Below are 21,835 nucleotides of genomic sequence, written 5' to 3' on the forward strand. Positions count from 1 at the left end.
CTTAGATTGGTCACACCTTACTTTCGATTAACGTCCGGATACAACATCCATAATTTTCAAAGACCAGCACATTGCATTCTGTTTTTAAACCATAATTCTCCGAATACCAACCTTTTTCTATGATCATCGAAAGGTCATTGCCATTTTCGTCAGTAGAAGAGATCCGGAAATCTTCCCGAAATTTTTCATCCGGATGCCACAACTGCCGAATCCGCATTCCTTTGGGCGCATTCAAAACATCATCTTCAACGAGCCAATGCAGCCGATTTTTCTTTTTGACCACCCGACGTCGATGCACAATACCTTTTCCAACATGTCGAAACCCCTCAAATTCAGCTTCAATCCAAAGTTCATCACCTGCGATCCCCACTTCTCCTTTTGCTTCTTTGATCCAATGCATCCATATGAAACGGTTGCCTTTTTGCATCTGGTCAAAATGATCGATCATGACTGTGTTATGAGAGCGAGTGCCGGAAAAATAGCGTATGGATTCTTCGTCAGCATTATAAAGCCAGGTTCCGGCATCGCGCAAAATATTTCGTCCATTAATCCAAATGTCGAGATGATTGAGATCCGCCTGAAAAGGCCGACTATAATAGTTTCCGCAGCGTAGAAAGGTCAGTGTGCCGACATCAAGGATTATGTGATAACCGTCTTTGGAAAAAGAACCTTCGTGTAGAAGGCTGAGCTTAACCCGGGGTGCCGGTCGGGATCGATTCCCAGTCAACCATTCCGATTCTTCGCTCCAATTTTCCTTTCGATAATCTAAATCGATCCCCAACACATTGCCAAGTGCTGCCATCTGCGGACGGAAATCCCTGAAACCGCATTCTGATAACGGGAAAAACACTGCGCCATCATTGTGACCATAGTTAGGAAGATGCCCATTCTCATTGTTTTGACAGACTCTAAGAAACTCCAAAGAAGCCTTTGCGCCAGAATGAACCGCATTAGGCATCGGATCGTCATTCAGTTCCGCCAACCGAATTCCCCAGGTTAGCAATTGAATCACAACCCGATGATAATTCATCGAAAATTGAATATAGGTGCCGTCAGCCGAAATTTGTGAAGCGATTTCTGTTTCAAAAAGGCTTTTCCCGCGCGCTCGCCATTTACTACTTCCCGGAAATTGTGGGAACATTAAACCAACCACATACAGCCCCAATGCCTCTGTTAATACATGATTGTTCCTTACCGCAATCTCCGAAAAACGGATATTTGCCGCCACATGCCGCATTTGATCGTAAATGCTGCAGAACATTTTATCCAAAAGCGGCTGACTTAATGTCGCCGAAAAGCGGTAATAATGTAATGCAAATACCCAATTCAACACCCGCAGCGAGATTTCCTGGCTGCATTTCCAGTTGGGCCCGCAATTGACAGGATTCTTATCGATCCAATCCGTTATCAAATCAAAAACCTGTGCGGATTGATCGTCGGAGAAATGAAAGTCATAACGGATGAGGTCATAGAGAAATGTAAATCTTGATTTTTCCCAAACGAATTTGATATCGCCTGCCTCGCGGGAAAAATCGTTTATACCAGACCAATGCTCACGCCTATCGTAAACAAAGCCGGTCAACGGATTGGTATGCCAGTCAGATATTTGAAACCATTGTCCGCTGAAATACCGAAACCGTCCTGCTTTTATCTGATCGACACGCCATCTTAGCTGTTTCAAAGGAGAATTTCTACGCATTTCCAGCTTTTCGGGGTCAAAGAAAAACACCGATCCTGTTTCACGCCAATCGTGCAGACTTGCGAACGAACGATCGGTTGCTTTCTGAGGGAAGCGTAATCTCAAAATACCCGTTTTCCCTTGCAGCCAATACCCCGCCCTGAAAAGTACGTAACGCCATCCCATCTGGCGCCCAATGTGCCATAGCAAATGCAAATACTCCCGCAGTTTCATGATACCTTGATCCAACCGCCCGTCCACAAACTATCGCGCGCCGCCAGAGTTGCCTGGCTTGAATTCCATATTGCTTCGGGAGGCATTAAAGGACTATATTGATTTGCAATACACTCGAACAACGCACCGAACTGTTCTTGATGCCCCTTACCAGCCGATGATTTTAGCCTATCAAATCCTGGAAAACCATATCCCTTAAGCACTTTAAAGTCATCTAAAACCAACGTCCTTCCGAGCGAATGCACTTCAATGCGCTCCTTTGGATAACTAGTATGCCCGTTCGAAAAATAATGTACTACTCCCGTGGACCCATTGGCGAGACGCAGCATAACAGTCGCATTTCCAGAACTCATACGATCGTCAGCTCTCAACGCGTTTGTGCACACCTCGGCCACCTTGCTTCGGGTTATCCACGCGATCAGATCAATAAAATGACAGGCCTCTCCGATCAACCTCCCTCCGCCCCGGGCGCTGTCATGTACCCAGGCATGTCCGGGAATGTGGCCCGCATTTACCGTAATGACCACATTCATTGGCGCATCGCCCAAAAGTTCGCGCATCTTTACCACCTGCGGAGCGTGTCTTCTATTAAACCCCACGGTGATAGAAACCGGGCGTTCTGCTTCATGAAGCGCCGATTTGACGGCTACCACTCCATTAGCGTCAATACTTAGCGGTTTTTCTACAAATACGTGTTTTCCCGCCCTTAATGCCTCCGCGGCAATTTTGGCATGGCTGTCATGCCGGGTTGCGATGATGACCAAGTTGACATCATCATCTTCCAAAACTACATGATAATTGCTCGTTGCATACGGAATGCCATGCTTAGAAGCCAACTCTGAGGCTGTTAAACCGCTCGAACTTGAGATATATTTAATATACTTCCCTTGAAGGCAGGGCAATAATGTCATTCGCACAAAGTTTCCGGCACCGATGATCGCCACAACTATCTTTTGATGTGAGGGCGGGTTGCTGCTATTCGCAACGATAGTCGCATCAATTTCGCATTTCACGTCATAGTCGATCAAAATACCAAGCGATGTATTCATCCCCTCATAGATTCGCTCACAGTCGGTCAATGGAATGACGTCCGTTACCAGATTTTTGACGTTCAAAGCCCCGGTAGCCAACAACCGAAGGATTTCCTGAAAATTGCGGTTTTCCGTCCAGCGAACGTAAGGCAGCGGATAATCTGAGCCGTTTTCTTCATAATTATGATCGTAGCGCCCCGGTCCATAAGAACAGGAAACCTGAAATGTCAGCTCTTTCTGATAAAAATCGGCCCGGCTCAAATACAAGGGAACATCTCCGATCAGCACTATTTTTGCTCGTTTCCGGCAAATCGCCGAAGCCATTGAAATAACATCATTGGATCTGGTATAAGCACTGATAATCACACCATCCACCGCACCAAACCGGTCCAGAAACAACCGATCGTCACCGTTCTGCGGATGTATGACCGGGATGCCTTTCTGCCTGGCAATTCCACGTCTGCCTTTATCAGGTTCCACACCAATTACCTCGCATCCTTGCGCACGAAGCAGGTCGATAGCCATTAAACCGATCAATCCTAATCCGATCACTGCAACCTTTTCGCCTAATGCGGGCACCAATAGTCGCACACCATGCAAACCAACTGCACCCAACACCGTAAAGGCCGCCTCGTCATCGGGCACCGAAGCCGGAATTTTAGCCACCAGATTCACGGGAACGCAAACCATTTCAGCATGCGGCCCATTGCTGATCACCCGGTCGCCGATCACAAAACCCTCCACGCCTTCACCTATGGCCACAATTTCCCCGACATTGCAATACCCCAGCGGCATCAACTGATCCAGCCGCCGAAGCACGGTGCGGGTCGTTTTCCAGAGCCCGTCGGTTTTAATTTTATCTAAAACGAGACGGAGTCTTTGCGGCTGTTGTCTGGCCTTGAGCAAAAAATTGGCCCTGCTGAATTCGATCAGCATTCGTTCGGTGCCTGTTGAAACAAGGCTTTTATGACTTTTGATGAGCAGGCAGCCCTTTCGGGCAAGCGGTACGGGGACCTCCAATAGTAATGTCTCCCCGCTCCGGAGATTCTGGACAAGCTGTTTCATGGAATGTAGTGTGCTATTCGAGTAAATATCAGACCCTGGAACTCAGTAATAAGCGTAATGAACAAGATTTGATACTTTTGGCAAAACCTAATTAGCATACAATCCTTATCAATGAATATCCGAATGAAAAAGAAGCTGAATGTCGGCATAGTAGGTTACAAGTTTATGGGTCGGGCGCATAGCAATGCCTGGAAAAAAGCCCCGCTGTTTTTCGATACGCCATCAGTCCCCGTCCTGAAAGTTGCTTGTGGTCGTCACCAGGAATCGCTTTCAGAATTTGCTGATAACTGGGGTTGGGAAGAAACAGAAACCGACTGGCAGAAACTCGTCAACCGACGCGACATCGACATTATCGACATCGCATTGCCACAAAACCTGCATTATGAGGTAGCATTAGCCGCGGCAAAGGCCGGCAAGCATATTTTCTGTGAGAAACCGCTTTCGATGGACAGCAGGCAGGCAGCCGAAATGTTGAAAGCATGCCAGGAAAACGGTGTGAAGCATTACCTCAACCATAATTACCGGAGAACCCCTGCCGTGTCGTTAGCTAAAAAAATGATCGACGAAGGCAAAATCGGCCGCATTTTCCATTGGCGTTGCGCCTACCAGCAGGATTGGATCGTTGACCCCTCGTTCCCGCTTACCTGGCAGCTCAAAAAAGAAACAGCCAAGGCCGGCCCGCAATGGGACCTCAACTCGCATGCGGTAGACCTCGCTCATTTCCTGGTCGGAGACATTGTTTCCGTTTCAGCACTAACCTCCAATTTTATCAAAGAGCGCCCCATTGCCGATGAAACCGCCACAGGTAGCCTTTCCGGCGCATCCAAAGGCGACGAAATGGGCGAAGTAACTGTCGAGGACGCCGCACTAATGATGGTCAGATTCGAGAATGGGGCGATCGGCTCATTTGAGGCTACAAGATTTGCAACAGGCCGCAAAAACCGTCTCAACTTCGAAATCTACGGTAGCAAAGGTAGTCTTGTTTTCGATCTCGAAAGAATGAATGAGTTACAGTACTATTCGAATGAAGATACGAATGGCGAAAAAGGGTTCAGGACCATACTTGCGACCGAATCTATCCACCCTTACGCCGGCAACTGGTGGCCCGCCGGACACATTATTGGCTACGAGCACGCATTCGTACATGCGGTAGTTGATTTTCTGGATGCAATCGAAAATAATACTGCAATCAAACCAGACTTTGCGGATGGATTAAAAATTATTCAAGTGCTGGAAGCCGGGTTGCGCTCGGCGGACAGCGGCGCCGCGGTGCAGTTATAATTTTAAGCTTTAATCAAAGGAGTAAAGGGGAGAGTTCAGGCCAGCTGCATTACTGGTCCTTTGTTCTTTTACTTTACTCCTTTTTTAACATCCGCATTAGATTGCCTTAACAGCAGTAATTCCACCTGCCCATCAACGCCATCTTTCCCTTCCTCATAACCCATATGACGCATGATCAGCTTTCCCTTCGAGTCAAGTAGTATCCAAACCGGGATTGCAGAAATATCATATTCTTTGTCCAACCTAGCTATTGATGAAGCGTCAGCAACAAGCAGCTGATCCCACGGCATTTTTTCACTTACCAGGGCTTTTTGCCACTGGTCTTCTTTCTCATCTATCGAAATGCTGGTAATGGCGAGCATTTGTTCGTTCCCTCTTAAAAGTCTTTTGAGCTGAGGAATTTCTTTACGACACGGCGCACACCAGCTTGCCCAGAAGACGACAAGATGATAAGGCGCCTTGTTCTGCTTGATACCGGTAATGAAGCTACCCGTCGGGGTTTTCAGCTTTATCTTCGGAAATCCTGCGTTTGCCTGATCTTCGGCATTCAGGTAACCGATGGTCTTTATGTAGGCGGTATGTGTGCTTAATGCAGGAGAGAACAGCGAAATCAAGCTCCTCAATTGTGCGGTATCTATATGGGATCTATTGGCGTACAATGTTTCCAATAACTCAATCGATGAAGGATAACGGGTAATGACCGATTTGTTGTATTTTAAATCCTCAGGTGTCTGGCCGACTTTGAGCCGGGGATGCTGGAAACTAACCAACGTTTGTTTGCCTAACTCCTCAATTATAAAAATTACTTCTTCGCCCCGATTTCGTTTTATGATGGTGTCCAATACAAGCTCCATCTTGCCAGGCTCTGCATAGAATGCACTTTCCCCATAATTCTTGTGGATCGGATTCCGAAAACCAATAATACGGTGTGGCCATGACGAGTCTCCGGTTTCATAATAAATACTGGCGCGGAACGGAAATCCCGAGGTGTCCGCCGCTTTATCAAAACTGAACTTGCCATTGGTGACCCGGCTCGAATCTACAAACAACCTTGTCTCCCAATTTTTGAGATAGACTTTGCGGCCTTCAAGGAACGTATCCGCACTTTTCAAATCCCCGGTAATTGTCCTTGCCCTGTCATGGGTACAGCCCCATAACAGGAACAGCGGCATCAAAACGTCAATTACCAGCAGTGCGTAAATTTTCATAGCCATAGCATTTAGTAAACATTCGTTTCCTAAAATACAGCAAGATTTATATATAATATAACTTTATATGAAATTTAATTTCTCTTTTCCAATAAATCCATCAATCTGGCCAGTTTTAGCATCTCGTCCGACAATGCCGACCAGCTTTCCATATCCAACCGAGTGCTAGCTTCTACACTTCGAACATGCTCCTCGATCGTATCGGTAATTCCTGTACCATTGCCGGTAGAGATATGGGACAATGTAGTCATGATACTATTTAATGCGGAGCTCAGGTTCAGGTTCTGGCGGATGATATGGTTATTTTGTTGGGTAATAAGCCATTGGCTTTTTACGAGGAACATTTCGAGATGTGTCATTTCTTCGAAGATTAAGGTGATAAAATAGGAACACGTCAAATGAAGAAGATAGCAATGCCAGGTTGCCTTAGGGACGGAATAAAACGAAAAAAGCATCGATTTCTCGATGCTTTTTGTGGGAGTTGAGGGATTCGAACCCCCGACCCTCTGCTTGTAAGGCAGCAGATTTCCGTATCGATATGTATCGATACAGTTTTATATAAATTGATTATCAGGATGTTATAAATAATATTTCAACAAAAAGAATCACAATAATTCGAAATTTTTGTGCAAATATTGTGCAAACATTTAGATTTGCATTTATGAAAACGAACGTCGTAATCTCCCTGGATACTCGCCGAGAAAAAAATGATGGAACGTTTCCGATCATTCTGCGACTTGGCCATAATGGACAAACTACGGGCATACCACTTGGCATCAGCGTTAATGAAGCCGACTGGGATTCCAAAAAGCGCTCAATTAAGAGGAGCTACAAAGGTGTAACCTCGGTTACCAGGCTGAACAACCAAATCGAAAAGACCAAAGCCGATGCGATGGACGTCATTTTTAAACTGCATGAAGCCGGAGTTCTTCAGACACTTTCCATTACCTCGCTTAAAGGCAGAATTACGAAGAAAGAGGCTCATGACTCGTTTTTTCAATTCGCAAACCAATGTGTTGACGACCTAATCAAAACCCACCAAATCGGCACGGCAAGATCCTACAAAGGATTGGTCAGTGTTTTAAAAGACTACCGACAAGGAAAGGACTTACTATTCCGGGAGATTACGTACGACTTCCTTTCGAGGTTCGAAATTCACCACAAAAGTAAAGGTAACGGCCTGAATGGTTTGTCGGTGTACATGAGGGCGATCCGTGCAATTTTTAACAAAGCCATTAAGTTCGGCATTGCCGAAAAAGACCAATATCCATTTGATGAGTACAAAATCAAAAGCTCGCCGACTGAGAAGCGTGCTTTGGACGGCGATTTACTAAAACGAATTATCTCACTCGATCTCCCCACCGATCACCCTTGCTTCAACACACGCAATTATTTCGTTGCAAGCTACATGATGTATGGAATGAACTTTGCGGATATGGCCTATTTGGGAAAGGAAGATATAGGGAATGGGCGGGTTAGATATCGACGGAAAAAGACCCGGAAGGTTTATGACATAAAGATCACCCCCCTGCTCGAAAGCATATTGACGTACTACATTGAGCAAAATCCAGATTCTGAGTTTGTGTTTCCCATCTTGAAGCGATCTACACCCGCTCTTCGTGAAAAAGATATTCAATGGGCTCGCAAACGGTATAACCAAAAGCTAAAAGACCTGGCGTCATTGTGCGGAATAGAATCTAAATTGACAAGTTATGTGAGCAGACACTCATTTGCGACGCAAGCAATGCTGCGCGACGTTCCATTAACCGCGATTAGCACCATGCTTGGCCATTCTAGTTTGAAGACCACTGAAATCTATCTAAAAGCTCTTCCAGCAAATGTTCTTGATGATTACAACGAGAAAATCCTAACATAAAGACAAGCCTTCATGTTAAATGAAGCTTTTTTAGGACTGATGCTGAGTAAGCTGAGTGAATTACAGGTCATCTGTGCGCAACATCCCTGCAAGGTTGTGACATTTTTCCGAGAAAGGCATGGCATAGAACTACAAACATCAATTGTACACTTCTGAAAAAAGGATCGAGATCTTTATAAATCAATCTTGTTAGGTGGTGTCAATCCTAATTTTTTCCACCGGTCGTAGAGGTTCTGTACTGTACTGAGATGCCAGTTACCTCCTCTATATGTAGGAATCTCAAGATTATTCAATGCCTCTGCAAGAACCCGGTATGATTTAACAGGATTCTCTGCATGGATTTTGGCAACGACCTCATGCATAGTTTTTGCAAACTGGTCGGCGTTTTCTGTTCGAGTCAGTATCGATTTGCTCAGCGGATCTTCGGTAGACAAAATAGAAGACACGGTTGCTGATATCAGGGATGAAATTTCAAGGCTTTCTGCTGGCTTATCCTTCGTGATAAACCGAAAATCAGGATCTTTCGAAAGCGCAACTAGATTATAGCCAGCGATTGGGTTTCCACCTATGATAGCACTTTTCACATCCGAAAGACTTTCATCAAGGATTAAAGGTTTTTTGCGACGGCCATGAGTCCGCATTAAAATGCTCACACTTCCCACAGAGCTCGAAAGTTCGACACCACCTGCCGAAACATGATCCATGAACTTCTTTGTCTCTTCATCTAATTGTTGCCCCTGAGCGATAGATGATAAGCTGCTTTCAAGTCGGACCGATTCCTTCTCAATTTCACTTCGTAACTCATCGGTGCCCTCAATTTCCTCAATAATTGATAGAGCCCCCTGACGCCGATTTGATATCCTCGCCTTAGCCATAATGTTACCGAATCTATTTAATCCTGTAAATATCAATCAATCCGAAAAAACACCAAAAAAAGTTTTCGGCGACACTTGTTATATTCAAACAGTTTAATACATTTGCAACTGTACTAGTTAACCAGTTTAATACAGTCTAAAAAAGTAAATTATGGAACCAAGAGAACCGAATGAAGACGCTATCGAGCGTATGCGACAGGAAGGTGCTACACAGGACAAAAACAACCCTCAGCGCTTCGAAGATCGAAACGGCAGAACAGTTGGCTACGCAGAGGACGGAAAAGTTAAAATTGAAAACGGTCAGTGGGAAAATGCATAGCATTTTTTGTACGGAGGGCAGTAGCCCTCCGTACAAAAAGACCAAAATGCTCGGAAGGAAGACGTTACATAATTATGATTTCGGTTTAATGAACAATTTTATGACAAACGACGATAGGAAGTTGCATTCATGGATTAGCCAATCGACGGTGAATATGGTCAACGACCATTCAAATGCCATCATTGTGGGATTTCTAGAATCTGGGATCGGGAATTTTCTGAATGTACCTGCTGCAATGGTTATGCAGTTGACACACCAGACAACGAAGAAACGGCTTTGCACAAAGGGAGGATGGAACATTTCAACCGGAACTATCATGGCAATCAACAACAATAACGTTCGCGACGAAAACCCCTTTTCCAAGGAAGAACCAAATGGTTCGGCTCGTCCCCCCAAACTGAACGAACATGATTATCAACTCCTATTCGGTCCACGACGCACTTGGCGCTACCACACATTAAATTGGAAGTGACTGATAAGAGCATTGAGTCATACCTTGACTTAAAACAAGAACTACTGCTGGTAAAATCCGTCAGAAAATGCAACAAAACGCATGAACGTCATCACTATCACCGAAGAGGCTTTTTTCGAATTGGTTGAGCAAGTCGTAAGAAGGTTGCAAGGCCAGGAAAACACAACGAAGCCGAGATGGATTTCAGATACCGAGGCAATGGAGCTTTTAGGTATAAAATCAAAATCCACCTTGCAACAATTTAGAGACTCGGGATCTATCACATTTTCGAAGGTTCGCCACAAGGTGATTCTGTATGATCGCCAGTCGATCGAACACTATATAAGCCGCCAAGCACACAATGCATTCAACAATGGAAGATAGCCAGACATCCGAAGCAGAATACATCCGCCGTTTCAACGACGGTTACATCCTTGCGAAAACAATGGACAAACTTTCAGCCGAATTGTCAAAAAGCAAAAGCCAAAGTCCGGCATTCCTGGCAATGCAAGACGGAAGAAATCAATATCTGTCGGAAAAGCAGCGGGAAAAACTGCCCATGTGGTTGAAAAAGGATTCCACCCAGCTGAAAACAAGATCATTTGCACGCGATAAGGGAAAATCAAATGATCCTGAACGCTGATGGCAACGAAAGACGACGTATCGAAGGAAGCAGCATTTCCCGAGGGATATGAACATTTCGGAGAAGTGGCCCGTTTTACGGCTTCGCGCCTCAGAGAGGTTGAAAAGAAAATTAGGGAAATTCCGGTTGAAGAGCCGAAACAAACCTCGCACCGACTACGCTTTGATCCGCCAGGCCTGGGTCGTGAACTTCGAAAATGGCAGAATGCGAACTCACGAAAATTGCTGGAAACCCACAAAGAAGAAATTGATCAGCAAGCAATGGCGAAGATGGAAAAGGATTTCCTGACGGAGGGAATCGATCCAGAAACAGCAGCAAAAATCCGCACGGCCACTATTGATACACATCATCCGAACATTTTCAGGGAGATGAACGAAAAAGAACTGGCGGCAAGTCGCCATGCCCAGAAAGATCTCAACCATTCTCAAAATTACATGCGTACGCTGTTGGAGAAAAGTCGTGATAAACCCAGACTTGCAGGGAAAGAGAAAGCGAACATAAATCCGAAAGTCCATGCGCCGGTAAGCTTACCGCGGGCCTTGTTTTCGCAACAAGTTCCAACAGTAAAATTTCAAAACCAATCAGTACGTAGCGAGGGAGGTGGAAATGCGAAACCGAAGTTAAAACAACCGAATAGAGAGTGACACGATCACAGGAGTTGTCTTTTTACTGGACAACCCATTTTTACTGTGATATCATTTTGAATCACACACTTTCAGGGGAACACTGGAATGCCTCAGGAAAATGTTATAACAGTTACTTCCGTTGGCTCTCTACGTCGCGTAAATCGGGAAACTGCCCTTCTTCAAAATTTTCGCTGGAACGATCTGATTGTTGCCGCAACAATTCTGCCCGAACTTGCCGAAGACGCAAAATGTGAAATTGAACACTATTTGGGCTATCTGCCAGCAGAACATGTCACAATGCCATTTGAACCCTACCTCCGTGCACTAATTCACAACTTCAAAAGTGGCGTATTGCACCTTGACCAATACAATTGCCTGGCAGAGGACCATATCAGATTGATCCGTAATGAAGAAGTAAAATACAATCTCATCAATGACTATGATGCCAGCCTGTACGAACTCTATGAGCGTGACTACCAGCCCTACGGTCAGATGGCACGTCAGCGTATCATAGATATTCTTGGGTATGAGCCACAGCTGAAAGCATCCCTTTTTGCGGAAATGTATCTGCGAAAAATAATGAGTACTGACCAAGTGATTATGCCGACAGACGCGCTAACCTCCCTTGATTTTAAGCTAATTGGCCTGATTCGATATCGGGAAATTCTCCTAACACAAGGTAAGAGCGCTGCCGACAACTGGCCTGTCCTACGCAACGATACATTTTGTGAAAGACAATCCTAAGTAAAGCGGGTGATCTACCTCACTGTGTTTAAGGCATGCCGATATCGTGACTATTATTAATCAGAGTGCATTCAGTTCATTTTAAAATTTACGAATGAAACCTTACGATTTGAATACGCCAATCCTGGAATTTGCCTCACGCAACCAAAATAGCGTTTGGACTGTGCGACAGGCTGTTGAGGGAGTCCAGATCTTCGGTGGAATTGGATCGGGTAAGACCTCAGGGTCGGGACGGAAGCTGGCCTTGAAATATCTGATTGCCGGCTTTGGTGGACTGGTATTGACGGCCAAACCAGACGAGAAGCGTCTTTGGAAAGAATACTGCAGCCTGACCGGACGATCGGCAGATTTATTAGTTATTGAACCTGGTGGACGCCATTCGTTCGACTTCCTGAATTACATCTCGTCCCGTGACGGCGCTGCTAATCCAATCACTGACAATATTGTAGACGTTTTGAAAACTGTCATTCGGGCAAGTCAAACCATAAGTAGCGGTAAAAGCGATGATGCATTTTGGGAAACCGCATTGGACATGCTCATCTTTAATGTTATTGACCTTTGCCAGCTTGCCTACGGAAAAGTCTCGTTTCAATTAATGTACGAGATCGTCCTTTCTATCCCTAAAACGGGGGACGATAACCAGGAAGAGACAATTTTACCCGACCAGAGCCTTTCAGAGCAGATTTTCAATGGCTATAGAGTAGCGCTGGAAAAGGCAAAAAACAACGTTCTCGAACAGATTAATCAGTGGAAGTCCTCTTTTTCAGCGGAAGAAGTAGATATGATTTGGGAAAGACCTGACTTCGACTCGCTTTTGACAACCGCCGTTCCGGATGTGCGATTGTACGGGTTCGTCGAGCAATTTTTTAACGACACCTTTATCCCCCTCAGCGAAAAGACCCGGTCAATCATTGACTTCTCGTTCACGGGCTTTCTTTTTCGGATGCTACGTGAACCAATTCACTCAATGTTTTGCAGCCGGGAATCCACGGTTACGCCAGAAGATAGTTTGACCGGCAAAATCATCTTACTGAACCTACCGGTAAAAACTTATCAAAAAATTGGGCGCGATTGTCAGATCATGTTTAAATACATCTGGCAACAAGCTATGGAAAAGCGAAATATAGTTGAAAACGAGCTGCCTGTTTTTCTTTGGGCTGACGAAGCACAATCATTCCTCCACGAACATGATGCCGATTTTCAAGCCACGGCACGAAGTAGTCGAATAGCAACTGTTTACATTTCTCAAAACCTGCCCAACTACCACGCGTGTATGGGTGGAGAAAAGTCTGAATATAAAGTCAAATCATTTTTGGGAACGCTGGCGACAAAAATATTTCACGCCAACGCTGATATCGACACAAACCGGTACGCCTCCGAATTAATCGGGGACACATATTTCGAAGACCAATCGGAGAGTGTGACTATCTCTAAGGACTTTTCACAGACACGGGGAAAATCTTTTAAGCTTGAAAGGGCGGTGCGACCGGAGGCCTTCGTGTCATTGCGAACGGGTGGCCCTGCAAACAACTTTGGCACCGAGGCTTACCTTCACCGGCAAGGCGACACAATCGCAAACGGTCAAAACTATGCAAAAATGAATTTCAGTCAACTTTATAATCCATAGATTCAACTTAATCATTTGTCACTCATGCCGAAAAATTTGTATTACCAAGCGATGTTTCGTCGCCGTAACCTATTAAAGGAATGGATCTTGGCTTCATTCATGGAAATTTCTTCGATCCCGCGCCTCCTGCTCGAAGTGTTCGTTCGCAGAAACTTTGGTGAGCGATACTTTTCAATTTTCATCGCCACATGCGCAACCATTTTGCTTGCGGCCTACCCGATTCTCATGTATCGGCTCTATTTTGTGTTTGCCTACTACGAAATCTTCCACGGAATAGAGAGGTGGACACCTTTTCCGATTGCAGACTTCTTGAAAGATTACCTGACCTGGTACATGTTCATTGGGGGCTTCGTTTATATGTGCGTCAAGCGGAATGACGAAATCAAACGACAGCCGTCGGTTTTTGACTTTGCGAAATTCAGCCTATCCACCGGCGAGATTCATCCCGCATTTCTGGACTTCAAAATTAGAGGAGCAAAGCAAGATATCCGCACCGTTGAGACACTGATTGAACCAGGTTTCTTCCTCGTCATTGGCTTACTATTATGGTTACTGCTTGACCAAAGCGTAGGTGCCTTAATTGCTATTTGTAGTATTATATACTCCGGTAGTTACATGGCAGCCTACTACGTGGGCGACCACTTCGTTATGGACAAAATCGACCAAATGATCTGTAACGAAGAAATGGTTGCAGCGTTCGTCGAAGGTAAGGAAGCTTCGGAGACAAGAGGAATGCACTTTTACGGTCGTCGACCCGCCAACCCCGACCACCGCCGTGAAGTAGTGGGCTCATTTACCGAATTTGAAGAGGTTTTCGACGTGGACTGATCCGTCGCTGCTGTGCAGCGAGAAGATGTCTGATGTTAAATTTTTCCATAAGCATTTTATTCTTTCGCACAGCCTTCACGCATTTTCCCGCACAGCTCGATTTTTCGTAAAAAGGCTTTAATCTGTGCAGAATTATTCGTGACAATTGCGCAATACCTGTAATCTCAATCTCCATGATCCGGATGATCCAGAGTCAGAATGCCGACCACGCCAAGGCCTACTTCACGGAGGCCTTGGCGAAGGCTGATTATTACATCAACGATCAGGAACTGAAAGGACAGATCAGAGGCAAACTTGCAGATCGACTTGGTATCAGCGGTCCCGCTACGAAGGACATTTTCTTCAAGCTCTGTGAGAACATAAATCCGGCTACCGGCAAAGGATTGACACCGCTGACCCAAGAGAAGCGCACTATTGGTTACGATATCAACTTCCATTGCCCCAAGTCCGTCTCCATAATTCACGCACTATCGGATAACGACCATATTCTGAATGCGTTTCAGGACAGCGTCACTGAAACGATGCAGGACATTGAAAGCGATATGAAAACGCGTGTCAGGCTGGATGGCCAAGTCGATGAACGTCAAACCAACGAAGTCGTGTGGGCAGATTTTATTCACCAAACAGCGAGACCTGTCGATGGTCAACCTCCAGATCCCCATCTCCACAACCACAGCTATATTTGGAACGCAACCTGGGATGCGACAGAAAACCGGATCAAGGCCGGGCAGTTCCGTGACATCAAGCGGGACATGCCCTACTACCAGGCACGCTTTCACAAGCGATTGTCTGATCGCCTGATTGATCTTGGATACGACATCCGTGTAACGGATAAGTCATTCGAGATCGAAGGCGTACCGCAACGGGTGATTGATTTGTTTTCGAAGCGCACGGACGAGATCGGTCGGATTGCGCGAGAAAAAGGAATCACGGATGCCAGCGAACTTGACCAGCTTGGCGCACGGACACGAGCAAAGAAGCAAAACGGAATGCGCATGGATGAGCTGAAAGCGCATTGGCGACAGCAAATTCAAGCGCTCGGACCGGGCGAAGAAGACGAAGGTCGAAAGGCCGTTCGCTTCGCGCCAGAAACAGCGCGGGAGGTCATGATTCCGCAGCATTGCGTCGATCATGCGCTCGCGCACGGTTTCGAACGTGCGTCAGTTCTGCATGACAGACGGCTCCTTGCGTCGGCTTACCGGTACGGAATGGGCGATAAATCGATCACGCTCGATAATATCGATAAAAGTTTCAGAGCGGACACACGCCTTATCCATGTTAAAGATGGGGGTCGAGTGATGAACACCACACGAGAGGTTCTGGCGGAAGAGCGAAGAATGATCGCGCTTGCCCGCGCAGCGCGCGGCAAGGCCGTGCCACTTTACAAGAAAGCTCCAAAGATCAACCTCGACGGCCAGCAAGCGCAGGCCGTCCGTCACGTTTTAACCACCGCAGATCGTATATCGATCATTCGTGGGGCCGCTGGCAGCGGCAAAACCACGCTTATGAAAGAAGCAATCAGCAAGATCGAAAAGGCCGGCAAGACTGTGACGGTCGTAGCGCCCACATCTCAGGCCTCCCGCGGAGTGCTGAGGGACGAAGGCTTCGAGGATGCACAGACTGTAGCGCAGTTATTGGTTGACCCGGAAATGCAGAAGAACTTAAAGAAGCAGGTTCTATGGGTTGATGAAGCTGGATTGCTCGGCACGCGTGAAATGACACAATTGTTGCAAATCGCAACCCAGCGGGATGCACGGTTAATTTTAGGAGGTGATACGCGTCAGCACGCTAGCGTGGTGCGCGGAGACGCCTTGCGTATCCTGAACACCGTTGGCGGCATACAGGCCGCCGAAGTGAGTAAGATCTATCGACAGAAACGCGACGGTTACAGATCGATAGTCGAAGACTTATCGAACGGAAATGTCGCACGGGCCTTTGAAAAGTTGGACAAAGCAGGTTCAATTCAAGAGATTGACCCCTTAGATCCCAATAAACAGCTTATCCAGGATTATTCCGAGGCATTGGGTCGAGGCAAATCTGCCCTCGTTATCTCTCCTACGCACGAGCAGAGCCTTGGCGTTACAAAGTCAATCCGGGAACACCTCCGAAAATCCGGGCTCCTGGGCAGACGGGAGCTCAACGCGACACGGTATATCAATCTAAACCTCACCCAGGCCGAGAAAGCCGACTGGCGGAACCTGCCTAAGGGACAAATGGTACAGTTTAATCAGAATCTGCCCGACATCAAACGTGGCAGCATTTGGGAAATCGAGCGTAGCTCGGACCACAGTGTTCACATTAAGGATCGACAAAACGAGGTGATGTTGCCGACCGATAAAAGCGCCAGCTTTGAGGTATACAGGCGATCAAAGATCGACCTTGCCAAGGGCGACATTGTCCGCATCACCCGCAACAGCTTCGATCGGGAAAAGAACCGGCTTAATAACGGCCAGCTGTTGCATGTTGAATCTGTGCGAAAGAACGGGAAAATTGTTCTCGCCAACCCGACAAGCAAGTGCAAGTACCATATCGACAAGGATTTTGGGCACCTCACACACGCTTATTGCGTTACCTCGCACGCATCCCAGGGCAAGACCGTCGATGAAGTTTTTCTTTATCAACCAGCATCAACATTCGCGGCGACCAACTCTAAACAGCTTTATGTTTCCGTGTCGCGCGGGCGTGAGCGGGTCATGATCTACACCGACGAAAAAAAAGATTTATTGGAACAGTCCAAGAAAATTGGTGACCGTAAATCAGCCATTGAACTACTGACAGACAACGACAAAACCAGATCGACTCAGCACCAGAAAATAAGGAACGACCTTTATACACATGCTCACAAATCAACAGTAGAGCCGGTCGATATTCAACCGGCATCACAACGTGCGAAACACAGGGATTATGAACCAGGGGTTTAAAATTCGTCTTGACGAACTCAGGAACAACATTCCAAACGAGGAACAGCCGGTTCCCGAGACAAGCCCCCTTCCCACTCATTATGATGGGAGTGGATACGTCCGCAATTTGTGTATCGTTTGGCTTGATGGAAAGAAAATGTTTTTCAATTACGCATATCTCGTTGTGGCAGAGTTTACGCCTACCGAAGATGGAAACGATATCACCTTAAACTTCTCGGACTATCAGGTCCTGTTGAGAGGCTTTTTGCTTGCGCCCTTGTTTGGGGAGCTTCAAGACCACCGCGTGCGCAATGTGTTTCAAGTCGATCAACGTTACATCAATGTGGAGGATCAAACGGGGCCGGTCATTACAGACATATTAGTTGCCAGAAACGAATAGGTTCGAATTGAGAAAGCCGGGCAGGTCTCCCTGCCCGGCAGGAGTTTATTCTTTTGGTTTGCTCTTGCGAATTACCAAAGAGACCTTCTGGCCGAACACTTCGAGGGAAACATTCATTCCGTTGTTGTCTTCGTGAAGCCAGCAAGCTCCGGTTTTATTCCAATCTTTCTGCTCACTGCCCTTTTTGTCGGTCAGGAAGTAGACAAAGTGCGTTGGAAGTTTCTTTTCTGTTTGGTTTTCTAATGTCATCGCTAATCTCCTTTGTTTGTTGGTCGATGATGTCAGCGTCAATAGCGCATTAGGCTGTGAAGCTCCCCGACGCGCAGCGGAGTCGTAAGATGAATTTTTTATGAAGTAAAAAATTCAGGGATAAGCGTCATCACAGCCGTTGCGCTATGCTGACAGCATATATCGATCAACTAACAAAGCGGTTTGGCGTTGCCTAACAGCAAACATGAATACAAATTCATGCTCGTAGAATACAAAACGGATGGACAATGCTTAGTGTTCAAGCGTGTTGGTCGGAGTAAATCCAAGCTTCGCCCGACGAATGAGTAGGTTTTGCACCGTACTAAGGTACGAGTTCTCGCTACGGTTGATCAAAGGTGAACTATGATAAGGAACGATATGAAGAGGACGGTGGTCGCGATTGATTTTGAACGAAATCGAAAGTAATGCCGGGCAAGTTGCCTTGCCCGGCGATCAGTGCAGCTTTGCGTGACTTCTATTGAAAGCTAATTAGTAACAAACTTTAACCTAGGGCATGGAAGGCAGCTGCTGGTCTTGCCGTCCCGCTCAATAGGCCAAAGGGCCCTGGCGCGATTTCAGCTCTTGTCACTACCCTTTTTGTCACTCATGACGGAAAACGGCGTGACGCTCCCTTTTCCACCTACGTTTAAATTGTAAGCACTTACAGAGGTGAGTGTACCGTCTTCCCGTATCATAGCCGTCCCAAAAAAGGGACGGCTACATACTTCATCGGCGGTAGCATTGGTATCTAAGAACCGAGGTCTTCCGTTTTAAACACTTTCAACGGTCGACAGCCTGGTGCGCTGATGGGTGTTCCATCTTCAAGCGACCAAGTAAAATGGTGGCAGCTACACTCCAATACACCATTGTTCACTCTACCAAATTTTGACAAGGGAACATTCAAATGCGGGCAGCGGCTTTCGAATATGTAGGTTCTTGAATTCGCCTCGCAAATAAGAAAATTTTCTCCATCCTTGCATAGCTCGCGAAAACGGCCCGTGTCGTGGGTCAGGGATTTATCTGTAATCGACTCCATAGCATATTTGAGCTTACAATAAGTGATGAACCTGGTTCGTGCGCATGACTTTCAAACGTTCCAGAATGGAAATCGCGCTTTCTGACGATGCTCCGTACTCCGAAACCATTTTCTCCGTTTGAAGGCTCTGCCCAGCTCCGATCATTTTTAGTGCTATTTGAATATGCTCATCGCCGTCATCAAGGTACGCAGCAGCAAGCGCCTTCACAGCGACCAGTTCATCCGCCGGAAGCTGCGTCGATAAGGGCATTTCAAACACTTCGCCCAGTTTTGCTAAAAGAACACTGTAATCTTTATTGTGACGTCCCGTAAATCCGTGAGGAGCATCCGAGGATCTCATAGAGGGACGAATAGTAGAATTGTAGATCTCAGCCCCAAAGCTTACCGCCGACCACATCGCTACCGTCGTACCCCGAAAAAAGATCGTCGCACTTTCAATGTTCCGCTTTTCTACTTTCCCGGATAGCGCCGCTGTTGCCATGTTGGCGAAGAACGCAAACATGGCATGGTGAACTCGCCACGTATTGAAAGCTTGGATATCGGTGTCGAGCAAGGCGTCAGGAATATCTTCAAGCTCGGAGGCCAAGTATATTGAAGGGTTTAATGGAAGATACAGCTCCTCAGAGAACATCCCTAAAGCCGCGTCCATACCACGGAAAAAATCAGCAACTGGCCTGCATCCTGGTGTGTTCATTACGAGATCCGCTGCACAGTCCCGAGCGACGCGCAGAAATTCGATAAGGAAGGCCATCGGCGTTGTTGCCGGTGAAAAATATCTCCCAAAACCAAAATACTTATCATAAATAAAGTAGTTGAACTCTTCCTCGCCATGAGCATTTCGCGCCCAATCTGGAATTACGTCTGTATGGACCTTAAATGGCATCGAGCGCAGGCAGCTGTTTACATTGGTGTAAAACCGTCTCAGCCGATTTTTGTATGTGCTTTGGCCAATACTTGGATTCGCATCAATGTCACCAGCTACAAACGCTACGTAGTTGCGTAGCGATGTCAACTGTAACGATGTCGAATCCGGAAGAACAATGCCTTTTAACGATGGTCTCGAGCAATCATTCGGGAGTTGATATCGCTCATCGTAGGTGAGAGCGCGGAACGAATGCATGGCTCCCATTTCAAATTGGTTTGTATTTCTCATCTTAATACGGATTGTTGACAAAAGATTTTGGTAATGATTTACCCGCAATCCGTATCTTTGAGATACGGATCGAGGCTTTTAGCCTTCTGGTCCTGCCGATTGTAGCTGATCTCCGGGAAGAGCGTCATTACTGTCGGCTTTTTTATGGGCAGGATTCAGAATGCCTAGGTATTTCATAGACTTAACTGCTATCGAAGTAAATCGACTTATTGGAAGTAAGCTGATTGACTTCCAACGACAAATATGTATTATAGAAATACTTTGTATGGTGGAGATAAGTGCATGACCAGTAAGCCGTCAAACGGGAATGAGTTCGAATCGTTGACCAATAAAGATTCATGGCCAAGTTACTATGAGGAAAATGGGACCTCACATGCTGGGGTTTTCTACGGTTACATAGATGCGACCTCAGAGCTTGTAACAGCGATAGAAACAATTCTAGGATCGACATCTGACCAGAGTTTTGATGGTGTAACTTCAAGACTTTCACAGCTGTGCGACGAGCGAAAAGAATTCATAAAATTTCTCAAGAATTACTCATCACCATCACCATAGCGAATATAGTTACATTCGCATATAAAACCAATAAAATTTGGCATTTGATCAATTATTTAGAATAAAATATATGTGTTTGTAGATTCTGCAAAATTTATGAAATTTCGGAATCTTGCAGAAGTTTTCATGAAAATTCACGAAAGATGGACTACTATTTGACGCCGTTCGAGGTCACTGAGCTTTTTTGCAGAGTAATCAACAAGTATGAGAATAACAGCAGTGAAATGCCCCGTACGCCCACTGTGCATAACCTCAACCTGTTGATCGAAAAATGCACGATTCAGTATGCTGAAGAGTTTTCGAGAAGGTGCTTGAAGAACATCAAAAATCGAAAGCAAAGTGCCAAAGACGAAAACACTGATTCGAAATCAAGGCTTCTTTATGATTTAAAACTTTATATCGAAAAGGGCGTCCCAGTGGTGTTAAGCTCGAAGAAGCTTGAAAGCCTCTACACCTACCTGGAAATGCCAAATCCGCATAAGTCTTTTGTCAAGCAAAAAGTCACAGAAAAACAGCGACTCTTTGAAGATACCGTATGGATTGTATATTCCTTTAATTTAGACGATGACGACCAACCTGGGTTGGAAGAGATTTATCTGAAATTTGAATCCTTCGGGAAAGTTCGAATTATTGATCTAGATCAAGAATATTTTGGATTTTACCGAACATATGGCAATGCAGAACATTATATTCTCTGCGAGATGAAGACTGATATTCAGGCAAAGGACCTACACATTCTGATGTACTGTGGTGACAAGTCGCCAGAATTAATGCTTGGGCAGTATCACAATGTACCAGGCAAAATCGAATCCGGAACTTTGATACTGCTTCCGACTTCAGTTGAATTCGACGCAGCCGAGCCTAGATTTGTCTTGCAAGATTCCCCTGAATACCATGCCCTTTCTCAGGAAATTCAAGATTTTTTTAGAAAAAGTAACTTACAACGAATAGTTGTACCAGATAAGATTACAGATCTGCCGAAACTCAAAAGATGGCTGAAGAGACAATAAGACGACAAGTGCGATGCATTCAACTCACTTGTTGGCGTAGTTAAAA

21 protein-coding genes are annotated in these 21,835 nt (G+C 45.8%); 13 read left to right on the top strand and 8 right to left on the bottom strand.

Annotated elements, in window-relative coordinates; genetic code table 11:
- Window positions 1-10: 10 nt before the first annotated feature.
- Both LZD49_RS18285 and LZD49_RS18290 read right to left on the bottom strand, forming a co-directional pair.
- Window positions 11-1,912 (bottom strand): alginate lyase family protein, encoded by a 1,902-nt coding sequence (locus LZD49_RS18285; protein WP_310590494.1) that lies wholly within the window; start codon window positions 1,910-1,912, stop codon window positions 11-13.
- The gene (locus tag LZD49_RS18290) at window positions 1,909-4,008 is read right to left on the bottom strand and encodes a bi-domain-containing oxidoreductase (RefSeq protein ID WP_234669020.1); all 2,100 of its coding nucleotides are present in this window, start codon (window positions 4,006-4,008) and stop codon (window positions 1,909-1,911) included. Before LZD49_RS18290 ends, LZD49_RS18285 begins: the two co-directional genes overlap by 4 nt.
- 123 nt (window positions 4,009-4,131) lie before the next feature.
- Here LZD49_RS18290 and LZD49_RS18295 point away from each other — a divergent pair, with 123 nt between their 5' ends.
- Window positions 4,132-5,289: a Gfo/Idh/MocA family protein gene (locus tag LZD49_RS18295; RefSeq protein ID WP_234669021.1), complete on the top strand. Its 1,158-nt coding sequence runs from the start codon at window positions 4,132-4,134 to the stop codon at window positions 5,287-5,289.
- Window positions 5,290-5,357: 68 nt separating this feature from the next.
- On the opposite strand, the gene LZD49_RS18300 is transcribed toward LZD49_RS18295, so the two are convergent.
- Both LZD49_RS18300 and LZD49_RS18305 read right to left on the bottom strand, forming a co-directional pair.
- Entirely contained in the window at window positions 5,358-6,497 is a 1,140-nt protein-coding gene (locus LZD49_RS18300; protein WP_234669022.1) for a TlpA disulfide reductase family protein, read from the bottom strand.
- 74 nt (window positions 6,498-6,571) lie between these two features.
- Window positions 6,572-6,856 carry a hypothetical protein gene (locus LZD49_RS18305; protein ID WP_234669023.1) on the bottom strand — a complete coding sequence of 95 codons (285 nt, stop codon included), beginning with the start codon at window positions 6,854-6,856 and terminating at the stop codon, window positions 6,572-6,574.
- A 302-nt stretch (window positions 6,857-7,158) separates the two neighbouring features.
- Between LZD49_RS18305 and LZD49_RS18310 the strand changes: the two genes are divergently transcribed.
- Window positions 7,159-8,373, top strand: a complete 1,215-nt coding sequence (locus LZD49_RS18310) for a site-specific integrase (RefSeq protein WP_234669024.1) — start codon at window positions 7,159-7,161, stop codon at window positions 8,371-8,373.
- 173 nt (window positions 8,374-8,546) lie between these two features.
- Here the strand turns inward: LZD49_RS18310 and LZD49_RS18315 are convergent, their stop codons facing one another.
- Complete coding sequence (locus LZD49_RS18315) at window positions 8,547-9,248, bottom strand: recombinase family protein (RefSeq protein ID WP_234669025.1); 702 nt, start codon at window positions 9,246-9,248, stop codon at window positions 8,547-8,549.
- Window positions 9,249-9,399: 151 nt separating this feature from the next.
- Between LZD49_RS18315 and LZD49_RS18320 the strand changes: the two genes are divergently transcribed.
- The 10 genes from LZD49_RS18320 (at window position 9,400) to LZD49_RS18365 (ending at window position 17,786) form a co-directional block, all read left to right on the top strand.
- Window positions 9,400-9,567 (top strand): hypothetical protein, encoded by a 168-nt coding sequence (locus LZD49_RS18320; protein ID WP_234669026.1) that lies wholly within the window; start codon window positions 9,400-9,402, stop codon window positions 9,565-9,567.
- 100 nt (window positions 9,568-9,667) lie between these two features.
- Window positions 9,668-10,039: a hypothetical protein gene (locus tag LZD49_RS18325; RefSeq protein WP_234669027.1), complete on the top strand. Its 372-nt coding sequence runs from the start codon at window positions 9,668-9,670 to the stop codon at window positions 10,037-10,039.
- An 81-nt stretch (window positions 10,040-10,120) separates the two neighbouring features.
- Complete coding sequence (locus tag LZD49_RS18330) at window positions 10,121-10,402, top strand: helix-turn-helix domain-containing protein (RefSeq protein WP_234669028.1); 282 nt, start codon at window positions 10,121-10,123, stop codon at window positions 10,400-10,402.
- Window positions 10,392-10,661 carry a hypothetical protein gene (locus LZD49_RS18335; RefSeq protein WP_234669029.1) on the top strand — a complete coding sequence of 90 codons (270 nt, stop codon included), beginning with the start codon at window positions 10,392-10,394 and terminating at the stop codon, window positions 10,659-10,661. The genes LZD49_RS18330 and LZD49_RS18335 overlap by 11 nt, the downstream gene beginning before the upstream one ends.
- The gene (locus LZD49_RS18340; RefSeq protein WP_234669030.1) at window positions 10,661-11,305 is read left to right on the top strand and encodes a hypothetical protein; all 645 of its coding nucleotides are present in this window, start codon (window positions 10,661-10,663) and stop codon (window positions 11,303-11,305) included. The genes LZD49_RS18335 and LZD49_RS18340 overlap by 1 nt, the downstream gene beginning before the upstream one ends.
- Before the next feature lie 87 nt (window positions 11,306-11,392).
- On the top strand, window positions 11,393-12,031 hold the full coding sequence (locus LZD49_RS18345; protein WP_234669031.1) for a hypothetical protein: 639 nt from the start codon (window positions 11,393-11,395) through the stop codon (window positions 12,029-12,031).
- Window positions 12,032-12,125: 94 nt separating this feature from the next.
- A complete protein-coding gene (locus tag LZD49_RS18350; protein WP_234669032.1) occupies window positions 12,126-13,658 on the top strand; it encodes a type IV secretory system conjugative DNA transfer family protein in 1,533 nt (510 codons plus the stop codon).
- Between the two features lie 24 nt (window positions 13,659-13,682).
- Window positions 13,683-14,486, top strand: a complete 804-nt coding sequence (locus LZD49_RS18355) for a hypothetical protein (RefSeq protein WP_234669033.1) — start codon at window positions 13,683-13,685, stop codon at window positions 14,484-14,486.
- Window positions 14,487-14,659: 173 nt separating this feature from the next.
- On the top strand, window positions 14,660-17,407 hold the full coding sequence (gene mobF / locus LZD49_RS18360) for a MobF family relaxase (RefSeq protein WP_234669034.1): 2,748 nt from the start codon (window positions 14,660-14,662) through the stop codon (window positions 17,405-17,407).
- A complete protein-coding gene (locus LZD49_RS18365; RefSeq protein WP_234669035.1) occupies window positions 17,391-17,786 on the top strand; it encodes a hypothetical protein in 396 nt (131 codons plus the stop codon). The genes mobF and LZD49_RS18365 overlap by 17 nt, the downstream gene beginning before the upstream one ends.
- A 45-nt stretch (window positions 17,787-17,831) precedes the next feature.
- Here the strand turns inward: LZD49_RS18365 and LZD49_RS18370 are convergent, their stop codons facing one another.
- The 3 genes from LZD49_RS18370 to LZD49_RS18375 form a co-directional block, all read right to left on the bottom strand.
- The gene (locus tag LZD49_RS18370) at window positions 17,832-18,035 is read right to left on the bottom strand and encodes a hypothetical protein (RefSeq protein ID WP_234669036.1); all 204 of its coding nucleotides are present in this window, start codon (window positions 18,033-18,035) and stop codon (window positions 17,832-17,834) included.
- A 748-nt stretch (window positions 18,036-18,783) separates the two neighbouring features.
- On the bottom strand, window positions 18,784-19,071 hold the full coding sequence (locus tag LZD49_RS36095; RefSeq protein WP_409021336.1) for a Rieske (2Fe-2S) protein: 288 nt from the start codon (window positions 19,069-19,071) through the stop codon (window positions 18,784-18,786).
- Between the two features lie 13 nt (window positions 19,072-19,084).
- The gene (locus LZD49_RS18375; RefSeq protein WP_234669037.1) at window positions 19,085-20,224 is read right to left on the bottom strand and encodes a hypothetical protein; all 1,140 of its coding nucleotides are present in this window, start codon (window positions 20,222-20,224) and stop codon (window positions 19,085-19,087) included.
- Window positions 20,225-20,922: 698 nt separating this feature from the next.
- Between LZD49_RS18375 and LZD49_RS18380 the strand changes: the two genes are divergently transcribed.
- A complete protein-coding gene (locus LZD49_RS18380; RefSeq protein ID WP_234669038.1) occupies window positions 20,923-21,789 on the top strand; it encodes a hypothetical protein in 867 nt (288 codons plus the stop codon).
- Window positions 21,790-21,835: the final 46 nt, after the last annotated feature.

Source organism: Dyadobacter sp. CY261, from assembly GCF_021440085.1.
Taxonomy (GTDB): domain Bacteria; phylum Bacteroidota; class Bacteroidia; order Cytophagales; family Spirosomataceae; genus Dyadobacter.